Raw genomic sequence first — 16,100 nt, 5'->3', positions numbered from 1 at the left:
GGCCCGGCTCAGCCGCCGGCCACTGCCGGGAGGATGGTGACGTTGTCGCCGTCGGCGACCTGCGTCTCCAGCCCGCCGAGGAAGCGCACGTCCTCGTCGTTGAGGTAGACGTTGACGAACTTGCGCAGGCCCTTGTCGTCCACCAGCCGGTCGCGCAGGCCGGCGTGCCGGGTGTCCAGGTCGGCGAACAGCTCGTCGAGCGTGCCGCCCTTGCCCTCGACGGCCTTCTCGCCGCCGGTGAGGTTGCGCAGGATCGTCGGGATCCGGACCTCGATCGCCATCGCGGTGATCTCCTTCTACGTCGTACGGGGCTGCCCGCCCCTGCGTCACAACCGGGCGGGCGGCGGGATGATTCCAGGCGTGATCAGCGCGTCAGCGACAGTCGTAGACGACCTCGGCGCGCGAGTGCCCGAACAGGAAGCTCTGCACGGGGGGCACGGCGGCGGACCCGGCGCGGCGCCGCACGCCGCGCGTCCCACGCTCGCTCGTCCCCATGGGGCCCAGTTTACCGGCCGCCGCCCCGCCGCTCCCCGTCGCCATCAGCCCGAGTACGCCTCCACGACGGAGACCTCTTCCTCGGTCACCTCGCCGTCCACGATCCGGAACGACCGGAACTCGGTCCCGTCCTCCTCGCGCGTCGAGACGAGCACGTAGTGCGCGTTCGGCTCGGACGCGTAGGAAATGTCCGTGCGGGACGGGTACGCCTCGGTGGCGGTGTGCGAGTGGTAGATCACCACCGGCTCCTCGTCCCGGTCGTCCATCTCCCGCCAGACCTTCAGCTGCTCCTGCGAGTCGAACCGGTAGAAGGTAGGGGACCGCTCGGCGTTGACCATGGCGACGAACCGGACGGGGCGGTCCGAGCCGATCGGGCCGGCGATGATGCCGCAGGCCTCGTCGGGGTGGTCGGCGCGCGCATGCGCGATGATCTGCTCCACCAGGGCGCGCTCGATCGTCAGCATGCCCCGAAGGCTACCCGGCGGCGCTTCCGCGCCCGGCGCCGCCCGCCCCCGCACGCGCCCCCGCATGGGGCCTCAGCCGAGCCGGACGCGCAGCCTGATCCTGGTGCCCCGCGCGCCCGACCGGATCTCGACGATGTGGCAGAGCCGCCGGACGGCCCACATCGCCGCGTCGCCCCCGTGCGCGTCCGGCGGCACGTGCCCGAGGAACCGGTCGGCGAGCATCCGCCCCGGGTCGTCGACGTCGCACACCAGCTCGCCGTCCTCCGCCCACACCAGCAGCGCCCCGTGGCCGCCGCCGTCGCGGACGATGCCGGTCGCGACCTCGTTCACCGCCAGGACGAACGGGAGCGTCCGGTCGCCGGGCAGGCCGTGCCGGGCGGCCTCGGCGGTCAGGAAGTCGCGCAGCGCCGGCAGGGCGCCCGCCGCGAACGTCCGGCGCACCGCGGCCGTCGGGGGCGGCGGCAGCGGGCCAGCGTTGCATTCGGCGTAGTACTCGGCCGGATCGGTGAAGCGCTCGCTCACCGCCGTCCCGTCCGGGCCGGTCAGCTCGGGGTGGGTGCGGGCCGCGCCCTCCAGGACGTGTCCGGGCAGCCCCACCGCGTCGTACGCGCACACGATCGTCGAGGGGGTGCCGGCGAACACCACGTTCAGCAGGCACTCGTGCCGCTTCCACTCCCGCGTCTCCAGCGGGGTCAGGCCGTCCCAGACGGGCTCGGCGAGCAGCCGCAGCCGCCCGCGCGGCCACCAGTCGGCGCGCGCCCGGTCGTGGCAGGACGCCAGCGCCTGCACCGGGCCGTCGCCGAACCACTCCGCCGCGTCGATGAACTCGATGCCCGCGACGGTCCTCGGGCCGAGCCGCTCGCGGAGCTCGGCGGACACCGGCGGCGCCACGACGGCGACGACCGCGTCGTCCGCGCGCCGCCCGTCCCGCAGGAACGGGACGGCCGACAGCAGGAAGTCCTGCCGCGATCCGTACAGCAGGGCCCGGTGCGCGAACAGGTCCCGGCCCGCCTCCGGCCCGCGCGGGCCGGCCACGGCGGGACCGCCTCCGGCGGCTCCCGTCGATCCGTTCACGGCGCGCTCTCCGTAACGATGCCGGGCGCGGTGTCCCAGCCCGCGGCCCGCATCATCAGCTCCATGCAGCCCGGCATCGACCGCAGGATCACCTGCCGGTCCAGGACGCTGCTCATCTCGTTGGCGCGGATCAGGGCGCGCAGCCCGTCCAGGTCGCAGAACTCGAGCCGGGACAGGTCGAGGCACACGTGCGCGGCGCCGCCGCCGACGTCGCGCAGCGCCTCCACCAGCGCGGGCAGCGTCGACTCGTCGATCGCGCCGGACAGCCGGAGGCCGGGCGGCGCGAACAGCGGCACGATCGTCAGCACCCCGTCGTCGTACACGGCGTCGGCCCGGACCCGCCCGCCGTGCCGCGCCTCGATCTCGCGCAGGTGGTCGCCGGCGAACCAGCGCCGGTCGAACTGGCACAGCGCCATCGCGCGCCCGGCCCGGCCGACGGCGCGGTGGACGGCGTCCTCGAAGGCGGTGAACCGCTCCGTCCCCGGCCAGCCGCGCAGGGACGGGCACGCCTGCGCCGTGACCCGCACGCCCGTGCGCCCCCGCGCCAGCGCCTCGTCGAGCACGGCGCCGAGGTCGGTCCCGGCGGTCGGCAGGACGGTCAGGCGGCCGTCGCTGAGCGCCGCCCCGAACCGATCGCGGAGCCGGTCCCGGAGCCGCGCGGCGGCGGCGTCGGCCGGTTCGCCGTCCACCAGGTAGACGAGATCGTGGCCGGCCCGCAGCCCGTCGTCGAGGAACGTCGTCAGCACGGCCCGGCGCTCCTCGTCGTTGACATACGCGAGGCTCAGGTGGTCGCCGAACCACATGTCGCCGACCGCCCGCGCCGCGCCGGGGCCGGCGCCGGGGTCGGCGTCGCGGACCTGCCCGGATCCCATGCCTCCTCCTCGGCCGCCGAAGCCGCCCGCGTGCCCTAGCGGACGGCGCGTTCGATCGAGACGCCCGGGGCCTCGTCCAGGCCCTCGGCGCGGAGCCCCGCGTGCACCTCGGCGGGCACGCCCCGCAGCAGCAGGCCCCGGTCGCGCGCGGGGCGGTCGGCCCCGGTCAGCATCCGCAGGCCGTCCGGGTCGCAGGCCTCCAGGCCCTCCAGGTCGAGGCAGAGCAGGCCGGTCCGGGTCTTGATCGACTCCAGCACGGACGCGGCGGCGGGACGGGTCGCCGCGTCGATGACGCCGGCCACCCGCGCCCCGGGCGGGCTGAACAGGGGGCTGATCCGCAGCGCCCCGTCGTCGTAGTAGTCGTTGGCGCGCACGCGGCCCATGTGGGCGGCCTCCACGTCCGCGAGCCGGGCCCCCTCGAACCAGCGCCGGTCGAACTGGCAGATCGCCATCGCCTTCAGGTCGGTCGTCATGAAGACCTCGTCCAGCATCCGCTCGAAGTCGCCGTGCTGGTGGGTGCCGGGCCAGCGGCGCAGCGAGAACCGCGCCTCGCCCGCGATCCGCACCCCCGAGTACCCCTGGACGAGCGCGAGGTCGATCTCGGTCGCCATCAGCTGGAGGCTCTCGGACGGGTCGAACCGGCCGCTCGCCAGGAACGTCTCCTCGGCCGTCCGGACGACGAAGTGCCCCTCCTCCATGGCCTCGGCGAGGTCGACCGGCGCGCCCTCCGGGGCGGCGTGCGGGGCGGCGGCGTGCGGGGCGGCGGCGTGCGGGGCGGGGCCCGTGCTTTCGTGCTCGGCGAGCAGCCAGCCGAGGACGTCGCCCGCGCGGACGCCGTCCGAGATGTAGATGACCTTGTGCCCCGCGGCGACCCCGTCGCGGGCGTACGCGGCCATGATCGACCGCCGTTCCTCGTCGTTGTCGAAGATGAGGGCCAGATGGTCCCCGAGCTCCATCGCGCCGACCGGCTTGGTACCGGTCCCCACTGCCGACATGGACGCCTCCGAGTTGTCCGCGGCCCGCGGTGGCGGGCCCCTCAGTCCCCTGCGACAACGCTAACAACGCTCCGCACAGACGTCCCGACAATCGGTAATGTCCGCTTTGGCCGGGTGTGGACGTTCCGGCCGCCGGCCCTCAGAGCACGCCGGCCCTCAGAGCACGCGGACGAGGCTCTCCTGCAGCATCGTCAGCCAGTCATAGGCCGCGAACATGGGGGCGCGGGGATCGCGCGGGTCCATGCTCCCCGCCTGCTCGTACCAGTCCTCGGTGATGTCCAGCCGGGTGCCGAGCGCGAGCCGGACGTCGTTCAGCGCCCGCAGCCAGGCCTGAGCCTGCTTCTCGTCCAGGACGGCGTCCGTGCCCTCCTGGCGCAGCACGCCGAGGACGGTCTCGGCCGCCTCGCGCTTGCCGTCGCGCAGCCCCATCTCGGTGTAGCGGCGGAACTCCCCGGCAGCCTCGCCGTCGTCGCGGTAGGCGTCCGGGAACAGCCGCGCCAGCACCGGGTCGTCCGGCGCCCTCGTGTTCTCGGAGATGCCGATGGAGGCCAGTTCGCCGTCCGCGTCCGGCGCGTCGCCGAGCAGTGCGAGCAGCTGCTCCATCAGGGCGCGCACGAGCGCGGTCTCCTCGGCCTCCAGGCGCACCCGGACGCCGTCGCGGGTCTTCTTCACATGGCTCATCGGCTCAGTCGTCCTGCTTGACGGTGGCCCACAGGCCATAGGAGTGCAGGATCTCCACGTCCCGCTCCATCTCCTCGCGGGTGCCGTTGGCCACGACGGCGCGCCCCTTGTGGTGCACGTCGAGCATCAGCTTCTCGGCCTTGGTCTTCGGGTAGCCGAAGACCGCCTGGAACACGTACGTGACGTAGGACATCAGGTTGATCGGGTCGTTCCAGACGATCGCCAGCCACGGCCGGTCGGGACGCACGTCCTCCTCGGCGTCCGGCCGTTCCAGCTCCACCGGTGCGGGCGCCGTGCTCATGGCGCTCATCGACGGCGTGCCCCCTCTCTCTACGCGAAGTCGGTCCGCCCACCGCACCCCGATGCTATGCGCGGTTCGCGGCGGCGGCCCGCACGTCCATCGTGCCCACATGAGACCGTATGGTTCCACTGTGGACCTTGGTGACGGCACCGCGCTGCTGACCGACCAGTACGAGCTGACCATGCTCAAGGCCGCGCTGCGCAGCGGGACGGTCGGGCGCCGCGCCGTCTTCGAGGTGTTCGCGCGGAGCCTGCCCGCCGGGCGCCGCTACGGGGTCGTCGCGGGCACCGGGCGGCTCCTGGACGCGATCGAGGCGTACCGCTTCGGCACCACCGAGCTGGACTTCCTCATCTCCCGCGGGATCGTGGACGAACCCACGGCGCAATGGCTGGAGAAGTACCGCTTCACCGGGAACGTCTGGGGTTACGCCGAAGGCGACTGCTACTTCCCGGACTCGCCGATCCTGACGGTCGAGGGGACGTTCGGCGAGGCCGTCCTGCTGGAGACGCTCGCGCTGTCCATCCTCAACCACGACTGCGCGATCGCGTCCGCCGCGTCCCGGATGGCGCAGGCGGCCCAGGGCCGGCCGATCATCGAGATGGGGTCGCGGCGCACCCACGAGCGCGCCGCCGTGGCCGCCGCCCGCGCCGCCTACATCACCGGGTTCACCACGACGTCCAACCTGGAGGCCGGCCGGCTCTACGGCGTACCGACCGCCGGGACGAGCGCGCACGCGTTCACCCTCCTGCACGACGGCGAGCGGCACGCGTTCGCGGCGCAGCTCGCCTCGCTCGGCGAGGGCACGACGCTGCTGGTCGACACCTACGACGTCGAGCGGGCCGTCCGGACGGCCGTCGAGCTGGCCGGGCCGTCGCTCGGCGCCGTCCGGATCGACAGCGGCGACCTCGGCGTGATGGCCCGCCGCGTCCGCGAACAGCTCGACTCGCTCGGCGCGACCGGCACGCGCATCGTGGTGACCGGGGACCTGGACGAGTACGGCATCGCCGCACTCGCCGCCGCGCCGGTGGACGGTTACGGCGTGGGGACGGCCCTGGTGACCGGCTCCGGCGCGCCCACCGCGTCGCTCGTCTACAAGCTCGTCGCGCGCGCGGACGGCCCCGAGGAGGACGCGCCCATGCGCCCGGTCGCGAAACGCTCGGTGGGCAAGCCGAGCAGGGGCGGGCGCAAGACGGCCGTGCGGCACATCGACGGGCGCGGCGTCGCCTACGCCGAGACCGTGTCCACCGGCGAGCCGACCCCCGGGCAGCGCGACCGCCTCCTCCAGGTGCCGCTGGTGCGGGACGGCGAGATCGTCGGGCGCGAGTCGCTGCGCGAGGCGAGGGAGCGCCACACGCGGTCGGTCGCCGAACTGCCCGCGACGGCGCTCCAGCTCTCCAGGGGTGAACCGGCCGTCCCGACCGAGTTCGTCGACGGCGGCCCGCCCCGTTGAAGCCGCGCCGCGCTGGGCACAAGGCTGGGGTACGGTCAGTGCAGACCCGGTGGGGCAACCGGTAGAGGGAGCGGTCATGGGCAAGAAGGCTCTGATCATCGTGGACGTGCAGAACGACTTCTGCGAGGGCGGCTCGCTCGCCGTCGAGGGCGGCGCCGCGGTGGCCACCGCGATCTCCGAGCACGTGACGGCGCACCGGTCCGACTACGCGCACATCGTGGCGACCCGCGACTTCCACCTCGACCCCGGCGCGCACTTCTCCGACGAGCCCGACTACGTCGACACCTGGCCGCCGCACTGCGTGATCGGCACCCCGGGCGCCGACTTCCACCCCAACCTCGCCCTCGCGCCCATCGAGGCCGTGTTCAGCAAGGGCCGCGAGAGCGCCGCCTACAGCGGCTTCGAGGGCGTCTCCGACGACGAGACGCCGCTCGCCGGCTGGCTCGCCTCCCGCGGTGTGGACGCCGTGGACATCGTCGGCATCGCCACCGACCACTGCGTCCGGGCCACCGCCATCGACGCCGCCCGCGCCGGGCTCCGCACGACCGTCCGGCTCGACCTCACCGCCGGGGTCGGCAAGGCCACCGTCGACCGGGCCCTCGACGAACTCGGCCGGGAGGGCGTCGCCCTGTCCGGCTCCCCGGTGGTGACCGCCTGATCATGACGGAACCCACGGTCATCCTGGTCGCCGGCGTGTCCGGCAGCGGCAAGACCACCATCGGCACGCTCCTCGCCGAACGCCTCGGCTGGGAGTACGCGGAGGCGGACGCGTTCCACCCCGAGGCCAACATCGCCAAGATGCGCGCGGGCCACCCGCTCACCGACGAGGACCGCCTCCCCTGGCTGCGCTCCATCGCCGCCTGGATCGACGAGCGCGTCACCGCCGGCCGCCCCGGCGTCGTCACCTCCTCCGCGCTCAAGCGCAGTTACCGTGACCTGCTGGTCGACGGGCACGCAGGGGTCCGCATCGTCCTGCTGGACGGCGACCGCGACACGATCGCCGCCCGCATGCGGGCCCGCCAGGGCCACTTCTTCAGCGCGGACCTGCTCGACTCCCAGTTCGCCGACCTCGAACGCCCGGAACCGGACGAGAACATCGTCACCGCCCCCATCACCGGCACCCCCGAGGAAACGGTCAAGCACATCCTCAAGGCCCTGGACCTGTCCCCGCGATCGCACTGACCGCGAGGACACGCCCCCGTCACGAACGCATCAGTCACGGACGTAGTAGTGGCCGAGCACGCCGTCGAAACGTCCGGCCGGCCGGCAGCACCGGCGGAAAGCGCCGCCCGGACCCGCACGGGCAGGGGTCGTTGCCGCCGAGCTTCTCGACCAGCTCGGTGTCGACGCCGACCGTCCGGTCGCCGCGCTTGACCCTGGTCTCGCTAGAGGGAACCCCCTGCGGCGCTTGCTGGTCCGCTCAAAAGGACGCCTCGGTGTCTCGCTCGCGGTACATGACGGCCTCCTCGGCTCGGAATCGGCCACCGCCGACCGTAGGCGCCACAGCAAACCGGAAGCCACGAATTAAGCCCGCCCAGTACCGCCGCCCAATGCCACCGCCCAATGCCACCGCCCAGTACCGCCGCTCTACCACCCGCCCAGTTACCGCCCGTCGCTCAACGCCACCGCCCAACGCCACCGCCCAACGCCACCGCTCAACGCCACCGCTCAACGCCACCGCCCAACGCCGCCGCCCAATACCCGCCGCCCAGTACCCGCCGCCCAATACCGCCGCCCAGTACCCGCCGCCCAGTCCGCCGCCCAATGCCAACCGCCCAATGCCAACCGCCCAATGCCAACCGCTCAATGCCAACCGCTCAATGCCACCCGCCCAGTACCGCCGCTCAACGCCACCGCCCAGTACCGCCGCTCAACGCCACCGCCCAGTGCCACCGCTCAACGCCACCGCTCAATGCCACCCGCCCAGTACCGCCGCTCAACGCCACCGCTCAGTGCCACCGGTCAGTGGCGGCGGTCAGTGCCACCGGTCAGTGGCGGCGGTCAGTGGCGGCGGTCAGTGGCGGCGCTTGGCGGCCCATTCGCGGATCTTGGCGATGCGCTTGCGGATGTCGTCGCTGCTGGCCTGGGCGATGGCCGGGCCGCCGCACGCGGCGCGCAGCTCGGTGTGGATGACGCCGTGGGGCTTGCCGGTGCGGTGGTTCCAGGCGCCGACCAGGCCGTTCAGCTCGCGGCGGAGGGCGGCGACGTCCTCGGCGGCGGTGCGGTCGGCGCGCGGGTCGCCGGTCTTCTTCTTCCGCTCGCTGGCGATCTGGTCGGCCTGGCGCTTGCGCAGCAGCGCCGACACCTGCTCGGGCTCCAGCAGGCCCGGGATGCCGAGGAACTCCTCCTCCTCGACGGAGCCGGGCTCGGCGTTCATGCCGAACTCGCCGCCGTCGTACAGGACACGGTCGAACGTGGCGGACGCCTCCACCGTCTCGAACGGCAGCTCCTCGCCGACGTCGGGCGTGTCCTGCTGCCGGTTCGCCTCGGCGAGCAGCTGGTCGTCCAGGCCGTCCTCGCGGACGGGACGGTCCAGGACGTGGTCGCGCTCCTCCTCCATCTCGGAGGCGTGGCCCATCAGGGTCGGCACCGAGGGCAGGAACACCGACGCGGTCTCGCCGCGCTTGCGGGCGCGGACGAAACGGCCGATCGCCTGCGCGAAGAACAGCGGCGTGCTGGTCGACGTGGCGTACACCCCGACGCACAGCCGCGGGATGTCGACGCCCTCGGACACCATGCGGACCGCGACCATCCAGCGGTCCTCGGTCTCGCCGAACTGCTTGATCTTCTTGGAGGCGGTCGGGTCGTCCGACAGCACGATCGTGGCGCCCTGCCCGGTGACCGCGCGGAGCATCTTCGCGTAGGCGCGGGCGGCCTCGTGGTCGGTGGCGATGACCAGGCCGCCCGCGTCCGGGATGGCGCGGCGCAGCTCGGTCAGCCGGCGGTCGGCGGCGGCCAGCACCTGCTTGATCCAGTCGCCCTTCGGGTCGAGCGCGGCCCGCCACGCCTGGGCGGTCTGGTCCTGGGTGAGCGGCTCGCCGAGGGTCGCGGTGATCTCGTCGCCGGCGCGGGTGCGCCAGCGCATCTCCCCCGCGTACGCCAGGAAGATCACCGGCCGGACGACCCCGTCGGCGAGGGCCGGGCCGTACCCGTAGGTGTAGTCGGCGCGGCTGCGGCGCACGCCGTCGGGCCCCTCCTCGTACTGGACGAACGGGATGGGGTTGATGTCGGTGCGGAACGGCGTGCCGGAGAGCGCCAGCCGCCGCGTCGCGGGCTCGAACGCCTCCCGGACGGCGTCGCCCCACGACAGGCCGTCGCCCGCGTGGTGGACCTCGTCGAAGATGACCAGCGACTTGCGCGACTCGGTCCGGTTGCGGTGCAGGGCCGGGCGGGCGGCGACGGTCGCGTAGGTGACGGCGACGCCGTGGAAGTCCTTGCCGACGGGCCCCTGCCCGTTCTGGTACTCGGGGTCGATCTTGATGCCGACGCGGGCCGCCGACTCGGCCCACTGCCGCTTGAGGTGCTCGGTCGGGCACACGACCGTGATCGCCGAGACGACGCGCCGCTCCATCAGCTCGCGGGCGAGGCGCAGCGCGAACGTCGTCTTACCGGCGCCGGGCGTGGCGACGGTGAGGAAGTCGCGCGGGCCGGGCCTGGTGCCGTCCGTCCCGCTGTCCTCACCCGGGGAGCGACCCCCGGAACCCCCGAAGTACGCCTCCAGCGCCTGCTGCTGCCAGGCACGCAGGGACGACGCGGTCCCCCAGGCGGCCCGCTCGGGGAACGCGGGGGGCATGCTCGATGCGGCGAAGGTGCTCACGGTCATCGAAGGCTATCGAGCCCCACCGACAGATCGTGCCGCGCCCGGCCCGGCTGTGCCCGGATCCACACGGTGACGACCGTGCCGGCGGGACCGGTACGCCGCCCACGACGCCCGGATGAGACGCCCCTGACCTGCGGTGAAGCCTCGCATGCAGGAGTCGTGGGCATAGTCCATGAAGTTGTGCACCGGATCACGGCCCCGCTGCGGGCACGTGTCGCGGTGGCGCGGGCATCCTTCCGCGGGCACCGCCTCGTACGGGGTGTCGGCCACCCCGTCCCCCGGCGGCGTGCATCCGCCCTCGAACGTGTGCATCAGGCCGAGCCAGTGCCCGATCTCGTGCACGCCCGTGTACCCGTGGTTGAACGGCGCGTACGACCCGCGCGGCAGGCTGCGGTAGTCGACGACCACGCCGTCCATGCGCGGATCGCGCCGGTACCACTGCGGGAACGTGGAGAAGCCCAGCACCTCCGCCCCGACGGAGGCCGTGTAGACGTTGAGCGCGCCTCGCCCGCCCTTGCGGAGACGCCGCTTCATGGCGTGCTCGTAGTGCTGCGGGTGGTAGAACCAGGACGGCTTGTTCGTGCGGTCGTAGCCGCTCAGGCGGAACCTGACCCGGGTGTCCGCGCCGCCCTTCCGCCCGCTGTACGCGGCGTTCAGCGTGGCGATCTGCCGCCGGAGGGCCTTCTTCGACAGCCGCCCGTACCGTCCGCTGTGGACGACATGGAACCGCACCGGGACGACGAGCCGCCGCGCGATGCGCCGGGCCCCGTCAAGCCGGGACGCATCGAACCGGGACGCGTCGAACCGGGCGATGTCGGACGTCCCGAACCGGTCGAGGAGGGTCTGGTGGAGATCGGCGAGCAGGGCCACCGCCCCGTCGTGGCCGAGATCGGCCCGGTCGTGCGGGCGGGCCGCCCGCGCGGCGGAACCGGGCACGCAGCCGTCGTCCGGGACGGCCGATGCGGCGTGGACCCGGTCCCGGACCCGGTCCCGGTCACTCACCGAACCGGACACCGCACCCACCGTGACCAGCAGTGCGCACAGCGAAGCCCCCGCGATCCGCCGCATCAATCCCCCGTATGTAGAAACGTCCCGTGGTTCGGAAACGCCAAGGTCCCGCGGTCACACCCGCGGGACCCTCACGCGCGCACGCCTACATGGGCGCCGCGCTCATCGGCCGCCGTCCGGCGGCCGGTCACTCGCCCTCGTCGCCGCCGCCCGGCTTCATGGACTCGTAGATCTCCTTGCACTCCGGGCAGACCGGGTACTTCTTCGGATCCCGGTTCGGCACCCAGACCTTGCCGCACAGCGCGATCACCGGCGTGCCGGTCACCGCGCTCTCGGTGATCTTGGCCTTCTTCACGTAGTGGGCGAACCGCTCGTGGTCGCCGTCACCGTGCGAGAGGTCCGGCTTGACATCGCTCTGGGTGTCGCTGTCGGGAAGGATCTTCGTACTCACGTCGTTCACCTTAGTTCAGCGTCGGGTCCTCGGGAAAAGTGGAGACGAAGGCCAGGTCGCCGCCCTGCCTGCGCAGGACCGCCTGCCACAGCCGCTCCGGGTCGCCGGCGAACACGTCCCCGGCCTCGGCGGGCACCAGGTACCACGAGCCCTCCTCGATCTCGGCGCGCAGCTGCCCCGCCGACCAGCCCGCGTACCCGGCGAACACCCGCAGCTGGAGCAGCTCGGCCGCCAGCAGGCCGGGCGGGGCCTCCAGGTCGACCAGGCCCACCCGGGACACCTCGGTGCCGCCGTCCAGCGCCCGCCAGCCGAGCGGCTCGTCCTCGCCGGGCAGGCGGGCCAGGGCCAGCGCGTTCTCCAGCGCGACCGGCCCGCCCTGGAACACCACCGCCGGCCCGGTGACCAGTTCGGCCCACGGCGGCAGGACGCGGCCGACCGGAACCTCGGTCGGCCGGTTGAGGACAACTCCGAGCGTCCCCCCGTCCATGTCGTGCTCGACCAGCAGGACGACGCTCCGCCGAAAGTTCGGATCCTCCAGCTGAGGGGTCGCCACCAGCAGGAGCCCCACCCTGATGCCGTCTTCCATGGGTCCCATCATGCGTTGCCCGGACCTCCGGCGGCACGCCCTCGCGGTCGTTAGCCTGTTACGCATTCCTATCGATGGGGATATCGGCTCCACAAGGTCCTGGGTCGAGAATGATCTAGGATCATCGGCCACCGCTTGGTCCGCGCGCCGGGAGGACAGCGATGCAGTTGCCCAGGGTCGTCATCGCCGCCGTGTTCATCGTCATCGGGGCGCTGATCGCGATCCCGGCGCTGTTCGACGGGGACGGGTCGGCGTCGCCGGCCTCCTCAACCACGTCGGCGAGCCCCAGCCCGTCCGGCGGTTCGCCGTCCGCGTCGGCGAGCCCGACCCGGTCCGGGACGGGGTCGGCGTCGCCGAGCGCCCCCGGGCGGCCGGTGACCGCGAGCATCGGGTCGGTGTCGTGCCCCGACCGGACCGTCAACGTCCGGATCCGCAACACCGGGACGAAGAACGAGGACTACTCGATCGAGAAGAACGACGACACCGCCGCGATCCCCGGCACGATCGGCCCCGGCGCCACCCGCACCGTCGCCGTCAAGCTCCGCGAGGACCGCGGCACCCGCGTCACCGTCCGCTGGGCCAACCGGCAGATCGAGAGCGACACCCTGCGGGCCAACTGCAAGAAGGCGGGCGCCGCGCCGAGCGAGACGCCGCCGAACCAGCTGCCGAACACCGGGCCGGACGCCGTCCTGTGGGCGCGGGCCGCGACCGGCGGCGCCATCATCCTGACCGGCGCGATCATCTTCTGGTACGGCGGCATCTGGCCCCGCCGCCGGGAGAAGATCTTCGCCGGCAAGGACTCCTGACCCGTAGCCGGTCGAGCGCGGTCGGGCCCGGTCAGGCGTAGTCGGGCGCGGTCAGGCCTCGGTGCGGGGCCGACCGCCGGCGGCCTCCCGGACGGCGCCCGCGACGCGCGTGCTGACGTCGGGGTGGAACACGCTCGGCACGATGTAGTTCGGGCCGAGCTCGTCCGGGGTGACCACCTCGGCGAGCGCCTTCGCGGCGGCGGCCAGCATGTCGAGCGTGACGCCGTCGGCCTGCGCGTCCAGCAGTCCGCGGAAGACACCGGGGAAAGCCAGCACGTTGTTGATCTGGTTGGGGTAGTCGCTGCGGCCGGTGGCGACCACGGCGGCGTGCTCGCGGGCCTCGTCCGGCGACACCTCCGGCTCGGGATTGGCGAGCGCGAACACGATCGCGTCATCGGCCATCGAGGCGATGTCGTCGCCGTTCAGGATGCCGGGGGCGGACACGCCGACGAACACGTCGGCGTCCTTCACCGCGCCGCGCAGGTCGCCGGCGTAGCCGTCGGCGTTGGTGTGCTCGGCGATCCAGCGCAGCGAGTCGTCCAGGTCGTCGCGGCCCTTGTGCACCGCGCCGTGATAGTCGCAGACGACGAGGTGGCGGGCCCCCGCGTGCATCAGCAGCTTGAGGATCGCGCTGCCGGCCGCGCCCGCGCCCGCCATCGTGATGCGGACCGAGCCGATGTCCTTGCCGACGACCCGCAGCGCGTTGGTCAGCGCCGCCAGCACGCAGATCGCGGTGCCGTGCTGGTCGTCGTGGAAGACCGGGATGTCGAGCAGGCCGCGCAGCCGCGCCTCGACCTCGAAGCAGCGCGGCGCGGAGATGTCCTCCAGGTTGATGCCGCCGAACGCGGGGGCGAGGATCTGCACGGTCCGGACGATCTCGTCGGTGTCCTGCGTGTCGAGGCAGATCGGCCACGCGTCGATCCCGGCGAACCGCTTGAACAGCGCCGCCTTGCCCTCCATGACGGGCAGCGCCGCCTCCGGGCCGATGTTGCCGAGGCCGAGCACCGCCGAGCCGTCGGTGACGACGGCGACGCTGTTGCGTTTGATCGTCAGCCGCCGGACGTCCTCGGGGTTGCGGGCGATCGCGAGGGAGACCCGGGCGACGCCGGGCGTGTAGGCCATCGACAGCTCGTCACGGTTGCGCAGCGGCACCTTGGACTGCATCTCGATCTTGCCGCCGAGGTGCATCAGGAACGTCCGGTCGCTGACCTTGTGGATCTTGACGGACTCGATGTTCTCCAGCGCCCCGGCGATCGCCTCGGCGTGCTGGGTGTCGCGGGTCGCGATCGTGACGTCGATGCGCAGCGTCTCGTGGCCGGCGGTGTTGACGTCCAGCGCCGTGACGATGCCGCCGGCGTTCTCGACCACGTGGGTGATCTGGCTGACGGCCCGCCCGCCGGCCGGGACCTCCAGCCGGACGGTGATGGAGTACGACACGCTCGGCACGCTCGCCACGACTGCTGCTCCCTTTGCTCCGGGTCCGTCCCACGTCCGGCGCGCGCCGGGACCTCGGGGGGACGGCGCGTCCGGGGGCCGCCGCCCGGGCCCGTCCCGTGACTCAGAAAGCCCGGGCCGCGACGACGATGAGCTCGACGGTCGCCGGCACGGGCAGCCTCGTGGAGTCGATCACGAGGTGGTAGAGCCGCGGATCGGCCGGGTCGGCCCCGTAGAAATGCTTCACGTAGGCCGTCCGGGCGCGGTCGTTGTCATCGAGCATACGCTCCGCCTCGCGGTCGGGTGTCCCGGTCGGCGTAGAACGTTCCCATCCGGGCGGCATCTCGGCGGCGGCGCGGCCGAGCAGGACGCAGCCGCCGCGCCCGGCCGCCCGGGTGATGACGCTCTCGGTCTGCTCGACGAACTCCTCGGGCGGCGCCGTCCCGCCCTGCGGCAGGTAGACGTCCATGCCGAGCGCGAGGGTGGGCAGCCGGGCCGCCCGCGCCGAACGTGGCCGAGATCGTCACCACCCGCGCGCTCACACCCGGGACCATGCCCGCTCCCGCGTGGCGGGAACGGGCGGCACCGCGGCTCGTGCCGGGTCAGAACAGGGCGGACTGGAGGCCGCGGCGGGCCTTGGAGACGCGCGGGTCGTCCGGCGGCAGCAGCTCGAACAGCGACAGCAGGTGCTTGCGCGCCGCGTCGCGGTCGTCGCCCGCGCCGCGCCGCACCGCGCCCAGCAGGCGCTCGAAGGCGTCGTCGATGCGCCCGGACACCATCTCCACGTCGGCCGCGCTGATCTGCGCCTGGACGTCGCCGGGCTTCTCGGCCGCCTCCCGCAGAGCGCCGTCGGCGTCCAGCGACCGGACGCGCAGGCTCAGCTCGACCAGGGCGAGGCCCTGCTTGGCCTGGCCGTCCCGCGGGTTCGCGGCGAGGATCCGCTCGAACGCGGCCTTGGCGCCGTCGATGTCACCGCGCTGCAGGGCGTCCTCGGCCTCGGCGTAGACCGGGTCGGCCGCGGGGGCGTCCGCCGCCCCGCCCTGGGGCTGCTCGCCCTCGGGGACGTCCGGCAGGATGCCCTCCTTGCGGAGCGCCTCGAAGAGCTGCTCGATGGCCTGGCGGACCTGCGGCTCCGGAGCCGCGCCGTTCAGGAACGGCAGCAACTGGCCGCCGACGACCGCCGCCACGAACGGGATGCCGCGCACGCCCATCTGCTGCATGTAGGCGCCGAGCTGCGGGTTCGCGTCGATGTCGACCTTGGCCAGGATCCACTTGCCGGCCGCCTCGGTGGCGAGCTTCTCCAGGATCGGGCTGAGCTGCTTGCACGGACCGCACCACTCGGCCCAGAAGTCCACGAGGACGGGGACGGACTGCGACCGCTCCACGACCTCGGTGTTGAACGTCTCGTCGGTGACGTCCACGACGTACGGCCCGCCGGCCGCGCCCGTGCCCGGACCGGCGCCGCCAGCCTGGGCCCGGCGTTCCTGCTGCTTCCTTGCCGCGGCCTGGCGAGCCCCCAGGTCGATGGCCCCGTGCAACGAAAAGTCCTGAGAAGGCATGGGTCCATCCTGCCCCATGACCGCGTCCGGCTGCGCCTCCGTACGCTCCCAGCGGAGCGCGCGGGCGCGGCGGACGCCCGGCACGTCCCCCTCCACGGCATATT

The 16,100-nt window shown here is 73.3% G+C and carries 20 protein-coding genes; 4 read left to right on the top strand and 16 right to left on the bottom strand.

What is annotated here, in order from left to right; genetic code table 11:
- Positions 1 to 8 precede the first annotated feature (8 nt).
- The 8 genes from K8Z49_RS38720 to clpS all read right to left on the bottom strand — a co-directional run bounded on the left by K8Z49_RS38720 (position 9) and on the right by clpS (position 4,882).
- Positions 9 to 281, bottom strand: a complete 273-nt coding sequence (locus K8Z49_RS38720) for a MoaD/ThiS family protein (protein ID WP_021598946.1) — start codon at positions 279 to 281, stop codon at positions 9 to 11.
- A gap of 91 nt (positions 282 to 372) precedes the next feature.
- Positions 373 to 495 (bottom strand): hypothetical protein, encoded by a 123-nt coding sequence (locus K8Z49_RS38715; RefSeq protein WP_256255561.1) that lies wholly within the window; start codon positions 493 to 495, stop codon positions 373 to 375.
- A 44-nt stretch (positions 496 to 539) separates the two neighbouring features.
- A complete protein-coding gene (locus tag K8Z49_RS38710) occupies positions 540 to 959 on the bottom strand; it encodes a Mov34/MPN/PAD-1 family protein (protein WP_021598948.1) in 420 nt (139 codons plus the stop codon).
- Between the two features lie 72 nt (positions 960 to 1,031).
- Positions 1,032 to 2,033, bottom strand: coding sequence for a sensor histidine kinase (locus K8Z49_RS38705; RefSeq protein ID WP_181663337.1), 1,002 nt, complete (start codon positions 2,031 to 2,033; stop codon positions 1,032 to 1,034).
- Positions 2,030 to 2,905 carry an MEDS domain-containing protein gene (locus tag K8Z49_RS38700; protein ID WP_412516510.1) on the bottom strand — a complete coding sequence of 292 codons (876 nt, stop codon included), beginning with the start codon at positions 2,903 to 2,905 and terminating at the stop codon, positions 2,030 to 2,032. The genes K8Z49_RS38705 and K8Z49_RS38700 overlap by 4 nt, the downstream gene beginning before the upstream one ends.
- Positions 2,906 to 2,940: 35 nt before the next feature.
- Complete coding sequence (locus tag K8Z49_RS38695) at positions 2,941 to 3,900, bottom strand: MEDS domain-containing protein (protein ID WP_412516509.1); 960 nt, start codon at positions 3,898 to 3,900, stop codon at positions 2,941 to 2,943.
- 156 nt (positions 3,901 to 4,056) lie between these two features.
- Positions 4,057 to 4,581 carry a DUF2017 domain-containing protein gene (locus tag K8Z49_RS38690; protein ID WP_021597125.1) on the bottom strand — a complete coding sequence of 175 codons (525 nt, stop codon included), beginning with the start codon at positions 4,579 to 4,581 and terminating at the stop codon, positions 4,057 to 4,059.
- A 4-nt stretch (positions 4,582 to 4,585) separates the two neighbouring features.
- Entirely contained in the window at positions 4,586 to 4,882 is a 297-nt protein-coding gene (gene clpS / locus K8Z49_RS38685) for an ATP-dependent Clp protease adapter ClpS (protein ID WP_021597124.1), read from the bottom strand.
- A gap of 181 nt (positions 4,883 to 5,063) precedes the next feature.
- On the opposite strand from clpS, the gene K8Z49_RS38680 reads away from it, so the two are divergent.
- The 3 genes from K8Z49_RS38680 (at position 5,064) to K8Z49_RS38670 (ending at position 7,514) form a co-directional block, all read left to right on the top strand.
- The gene (locus K8Z49_RS38680; protein ID WP_235206572.1) at positions 5,064 to 6,332 is read left to right on the top strand and encodes a nicotinate phosphoribosyltransferase; all 1,269 of its coding nucleotides are present in this window, start codon (positions 5,064 to 5,066) and stop codon (positions 6,330 to 6,332) included.
- Between the two features lie 76 nt (positions 6,333 to 6,408).
- Positions 6,409 to 6,990 carry an isochorismatase family protein gene (locus K8Z49_RS38675; protein WP_021597122.1) on the top strand — a complete coding sequence of 194 codons (582 nt, stop codon included), beginning with the start codon at positions 6,409 to 6,411 and terminating at the stop codon, positions 6,988 to 6,990.
- A gap of 2 nt (positions 6,991 to 6,992) precedes the next feature.
- Positions 6,993 to 7,514 (top strand): gluconokinase, encoded by a 522-nt coding sequence (locus K8Z49_RS38670; protein ID WP_021597121.1) that lies wholly within the window; start codon positions 6,993 to 6,995, stop codon positions 7,512 to 7,514.
- A gap of 34 nt (positions 7,515 to 7,548) precedes the next feature.
- On the opposite strand, the gene K8Z49_RS38665 is transcribed toward K8Z49_RS38670, so the two are convergent.
- The 5 genes from K8Z49_RS38665 to K8Z49_RS38645 form a co-directional block, all read right to left on the bottom strand.
- Positions 7,549 to 7,668, bottom strand: coding sequence for an SEC-C metal-binding domain-containing protein (locus K8Z49_RS38665; RefSeq protein ID WP_200871976.1), 120 nt, complete (start codon positions 7,666 to 7,668; stop codon positions 7,549 to 7,551).
- Between the two features lie 678 nt (positions 7,669 to 8,346).
- On the bottom strand, positions 8,347 to 10,125 hold the full coding sequence (locus tag K8Z49_RS38660) for a DEAD/DEAH box helicase (protein ID WP_075023487.1): 1,779 nt from the start codon (positions 10,123 to 10,125) through the stop codon (positions 8,347 to 8,349).
- A gap of 36 nt (positions 10,126 to 10,161) precedes the next feature.
- A complete protein-coding gene (locus K8Z49_RS38655) occupies positions 10,162 to 11,220 on the bottom strand; it encodes a zinc metalloprotease (protein WP_412516508.1) in 1,059 nt (352 codons plus the stop codon).
- A 127-nt stretch (positions 11,221 to 11,347) separates the two neighbouring features.
- Positions 11,348 to 11,611 carry a DUF3039 domain-containing protein gene (locus K8Z49_RS38650; protein WP_024936483.1) on the bottom strand — a complete coding sequence of 88 codons (264 nt, stop codon included), beginning with the start codon at positions 11,609 to 11,611 and terminating at the stop codon, positions 11,348 to 11,350.
- 10 nt (positions 11,612 to 11,621) lie between these two features.
- The gene (locus tag K8Z49_RS38645) at positions 11,622 to 12,197 is read right to left on the bottom strand and encodes a YqgE/AlgH family protein (RefSeq protein ID WP_021597117.1); all 576 of its coding nucleotides are present in this window, start codon (positions 12,195 to 12,197) and stop codon (positions 11,622 to 11,624) included.
- A 161-nt stretch (positions 12,198 to 12,358) separates the two neighbouring features.
- On the opposite strand from K8Z49_RS38645, the gene K8Z49_RS38640 reads away from it, so the two are divergent.
- A complete protein-coding gene (locus K8Z49_RS38640; RefSeq protein ID WP_143118697.1) occupies positions 12,359 to 13,003 on the top strand; it encodes a hypothetical protein in 645 nt (214 codons plus the stop codon).
- Positions 13,004 to 13,054: 51 nt separating this feature from the next.
- On the opposite strand, the gene K8Z49_RS38635 is transcribed toward K8Z49_RS38640, so the two are convergent.
- The 3 genes from K8Z49_RS38635 to K8Z49_RS38625 form a co-directional block, all read right to left on the bottom strand.
- Positions 13,055 to 14,458 carry an NAD-dependent malic enzyme gene (locus K8Z49_RS38635; protein ID WP_021597114.1) on the bottom strand — a complete coding sequence of 468 codons (1,404 nt, stop codon included), beginning with the start codon at positions 14,456 to 14,458 and terminating at the stop codon, positions 13,055 to 13,057.
- Between the two features lie 103 nt (positions 14,459 to 14,561).
- On the bottom strand, positions 14,562 to 14,906 hold the full coding sequence (locus K8Z49_RS38630) for an AAA family ATPase (RefSeq protein ID WP_412516507.1): 345 nt from the start codon (positions 14,904 to 14,906) through the stop codon (positions 14,562 to 14,564).
- Positions 14,907 to 15,039: 133 nt separating this feature from the next.
- Positions 15,040 to 15,996, bottom strand: a complete 957-nt coding sequence (locus K8Z49_RS38625) for a tetratricopeptide repeat protein (protein WP_075023486.1) — start codon at positions 15,994 to 15,996, stop codon at positions 15,040 to 15,042.
- Between the last annotated feature and the right edge of the window lie 104 nt (positions 15,997 to 16,100).

Origin of the sequence: Actinomadura madurae, assembly GCF_047130825.1 — a bacterium.
In the GTDB taxonomy this organism is placed as follows: Bacteria; Actinomycetota; Actinomycetes; order Streptosporangiales; family Streptosporangiaceae; genus Spirillospora; species Spirillospora madurae.
The sequence above is the reverse complement of the archived record's forward strand: the minus strand, read 5'-3'. Positions and strand labels throughout refer to the sequence as shown.

Excerpts from the sequence above, each read along its gene's own strand:
- K8Z49_RS38630 (WP_412516507.1), bottom strand. The coding sequence starts at position 14,906 with ATGGACGTCTACCTGCCGCAGGGCGGGACGGCGCCGCCCGAGGAGTTC.
- K8Z49_RS38710 (WP_021598948.1), bottom strand. The coding sequence starts at position 959 with ATGCTGACGATCGAGCGCGCCCTGGTGGAGCAGATCATCGCGCATGCG.
- K8Z49_RS38675 (WP_021597122.1), top strand. The coding sequence starts at position 6,409 with ATGGGCAAGAAGGCTCTGATCATCGTGGACGTGCAGAACGACTTCTGC.
- clpS (WP_021597124.1), bottom strand. The coding sequence starts at position 4,882 with ATGAGCACGGCGCCCGCACCGGTGGAGCTGGAACGGCCGGACGCCGAG.
- K8Z49_RS38640 (WP_143118697.1), top strand. The coding sequence starts at position 12,359 with ATGCAGTTGCCCAGGGTCGTCATCGCCGCCGTGTTCATCGTCATCGGG.
- K8Z49_RS38715 (WP_256255561.1), bottom strand. The coding sequence starts at position 495 with ATGGGGACGAGCGAGCGTGGGACGCGCGGCGTGCGGCGCCGCGCCGGG.
- K8Z49_RS38680 (WP_235206572.1), top strand. The coding sequence starts at position 5,064 with ATGCTCAAGGCCGCGCTGCGCAGCGGGACGGTCGGGCGCCGCGCCGTC.
- K8Z49_RS38660 (WP_075023487.1), bottom strand. The coding sequence starts at position 10,125 with ATGCCCCCCGCGTTCCCCGAGCGGGCCGCCTGGGGGACCGCGTCGTCC.
- K8Z49_RS38695 (WP_412516509.1), bottom strand. The coding sequence starts at position 3,900 with ATGTCGGCAGTGGGGACCGGTACCAAGCCGGTCGGCGCGATGGAGCTC.
- K8Z49_RS38670 (WP_021597121.1), top strand. The coding sequence starts at position 6,993 with ATGACGGAACCCACGGTCATCCTGGTCGCCGGCGTGTCCGGCAGCGGC.
- K8Z49_RS38625 (WP_075023486.1), bottom strand. The coding sequence starts at position 15,996 with ATGCCTTCTCAGGACTTTTCGTTGCACGGGGCCATCGACCTGGGGGCT.
- K8Z49_RS38700 (WP_412516510.1), bottom strand. The coding sequence starts at position 2,905 with ATGGGATCCGGGCAGGTCCGCGACGCCGACCCCGGCGCCGGCCCCGGC.
- K8Z49_RS38720 (WP_021598946.1), bottom strand. The coding sequence starts at position 281 with ATGGCGATCGAGGTCCGGATCCCGACGATCCTGCGCAACCTCACCGGC.
- K8Z49_RS38690 (WP_021597125.1), bottom strand. The coding sequence starts at position 4,581 with ATGAGCCATGTGAAGAAGACCCGCGACGGCGTCCGGGTGCGCCTGGAG.
- K8Z49_RS38655 (WP_412516508.1), bottom strand. The coding sequence starts at position 11,220 with ATGCGGCGGATCGCGGGGGCTTCGCTGTGCGCACTGCTGGTCACGGTG.
- K8Z49_RS38645 (WP_021597117.1), bottom strand. The coding sequence starts at position 12,197 with ATGGAAGACGGCATCAGGGTGGGGCTCCTGCTGGTGGCGACCCCTCAG.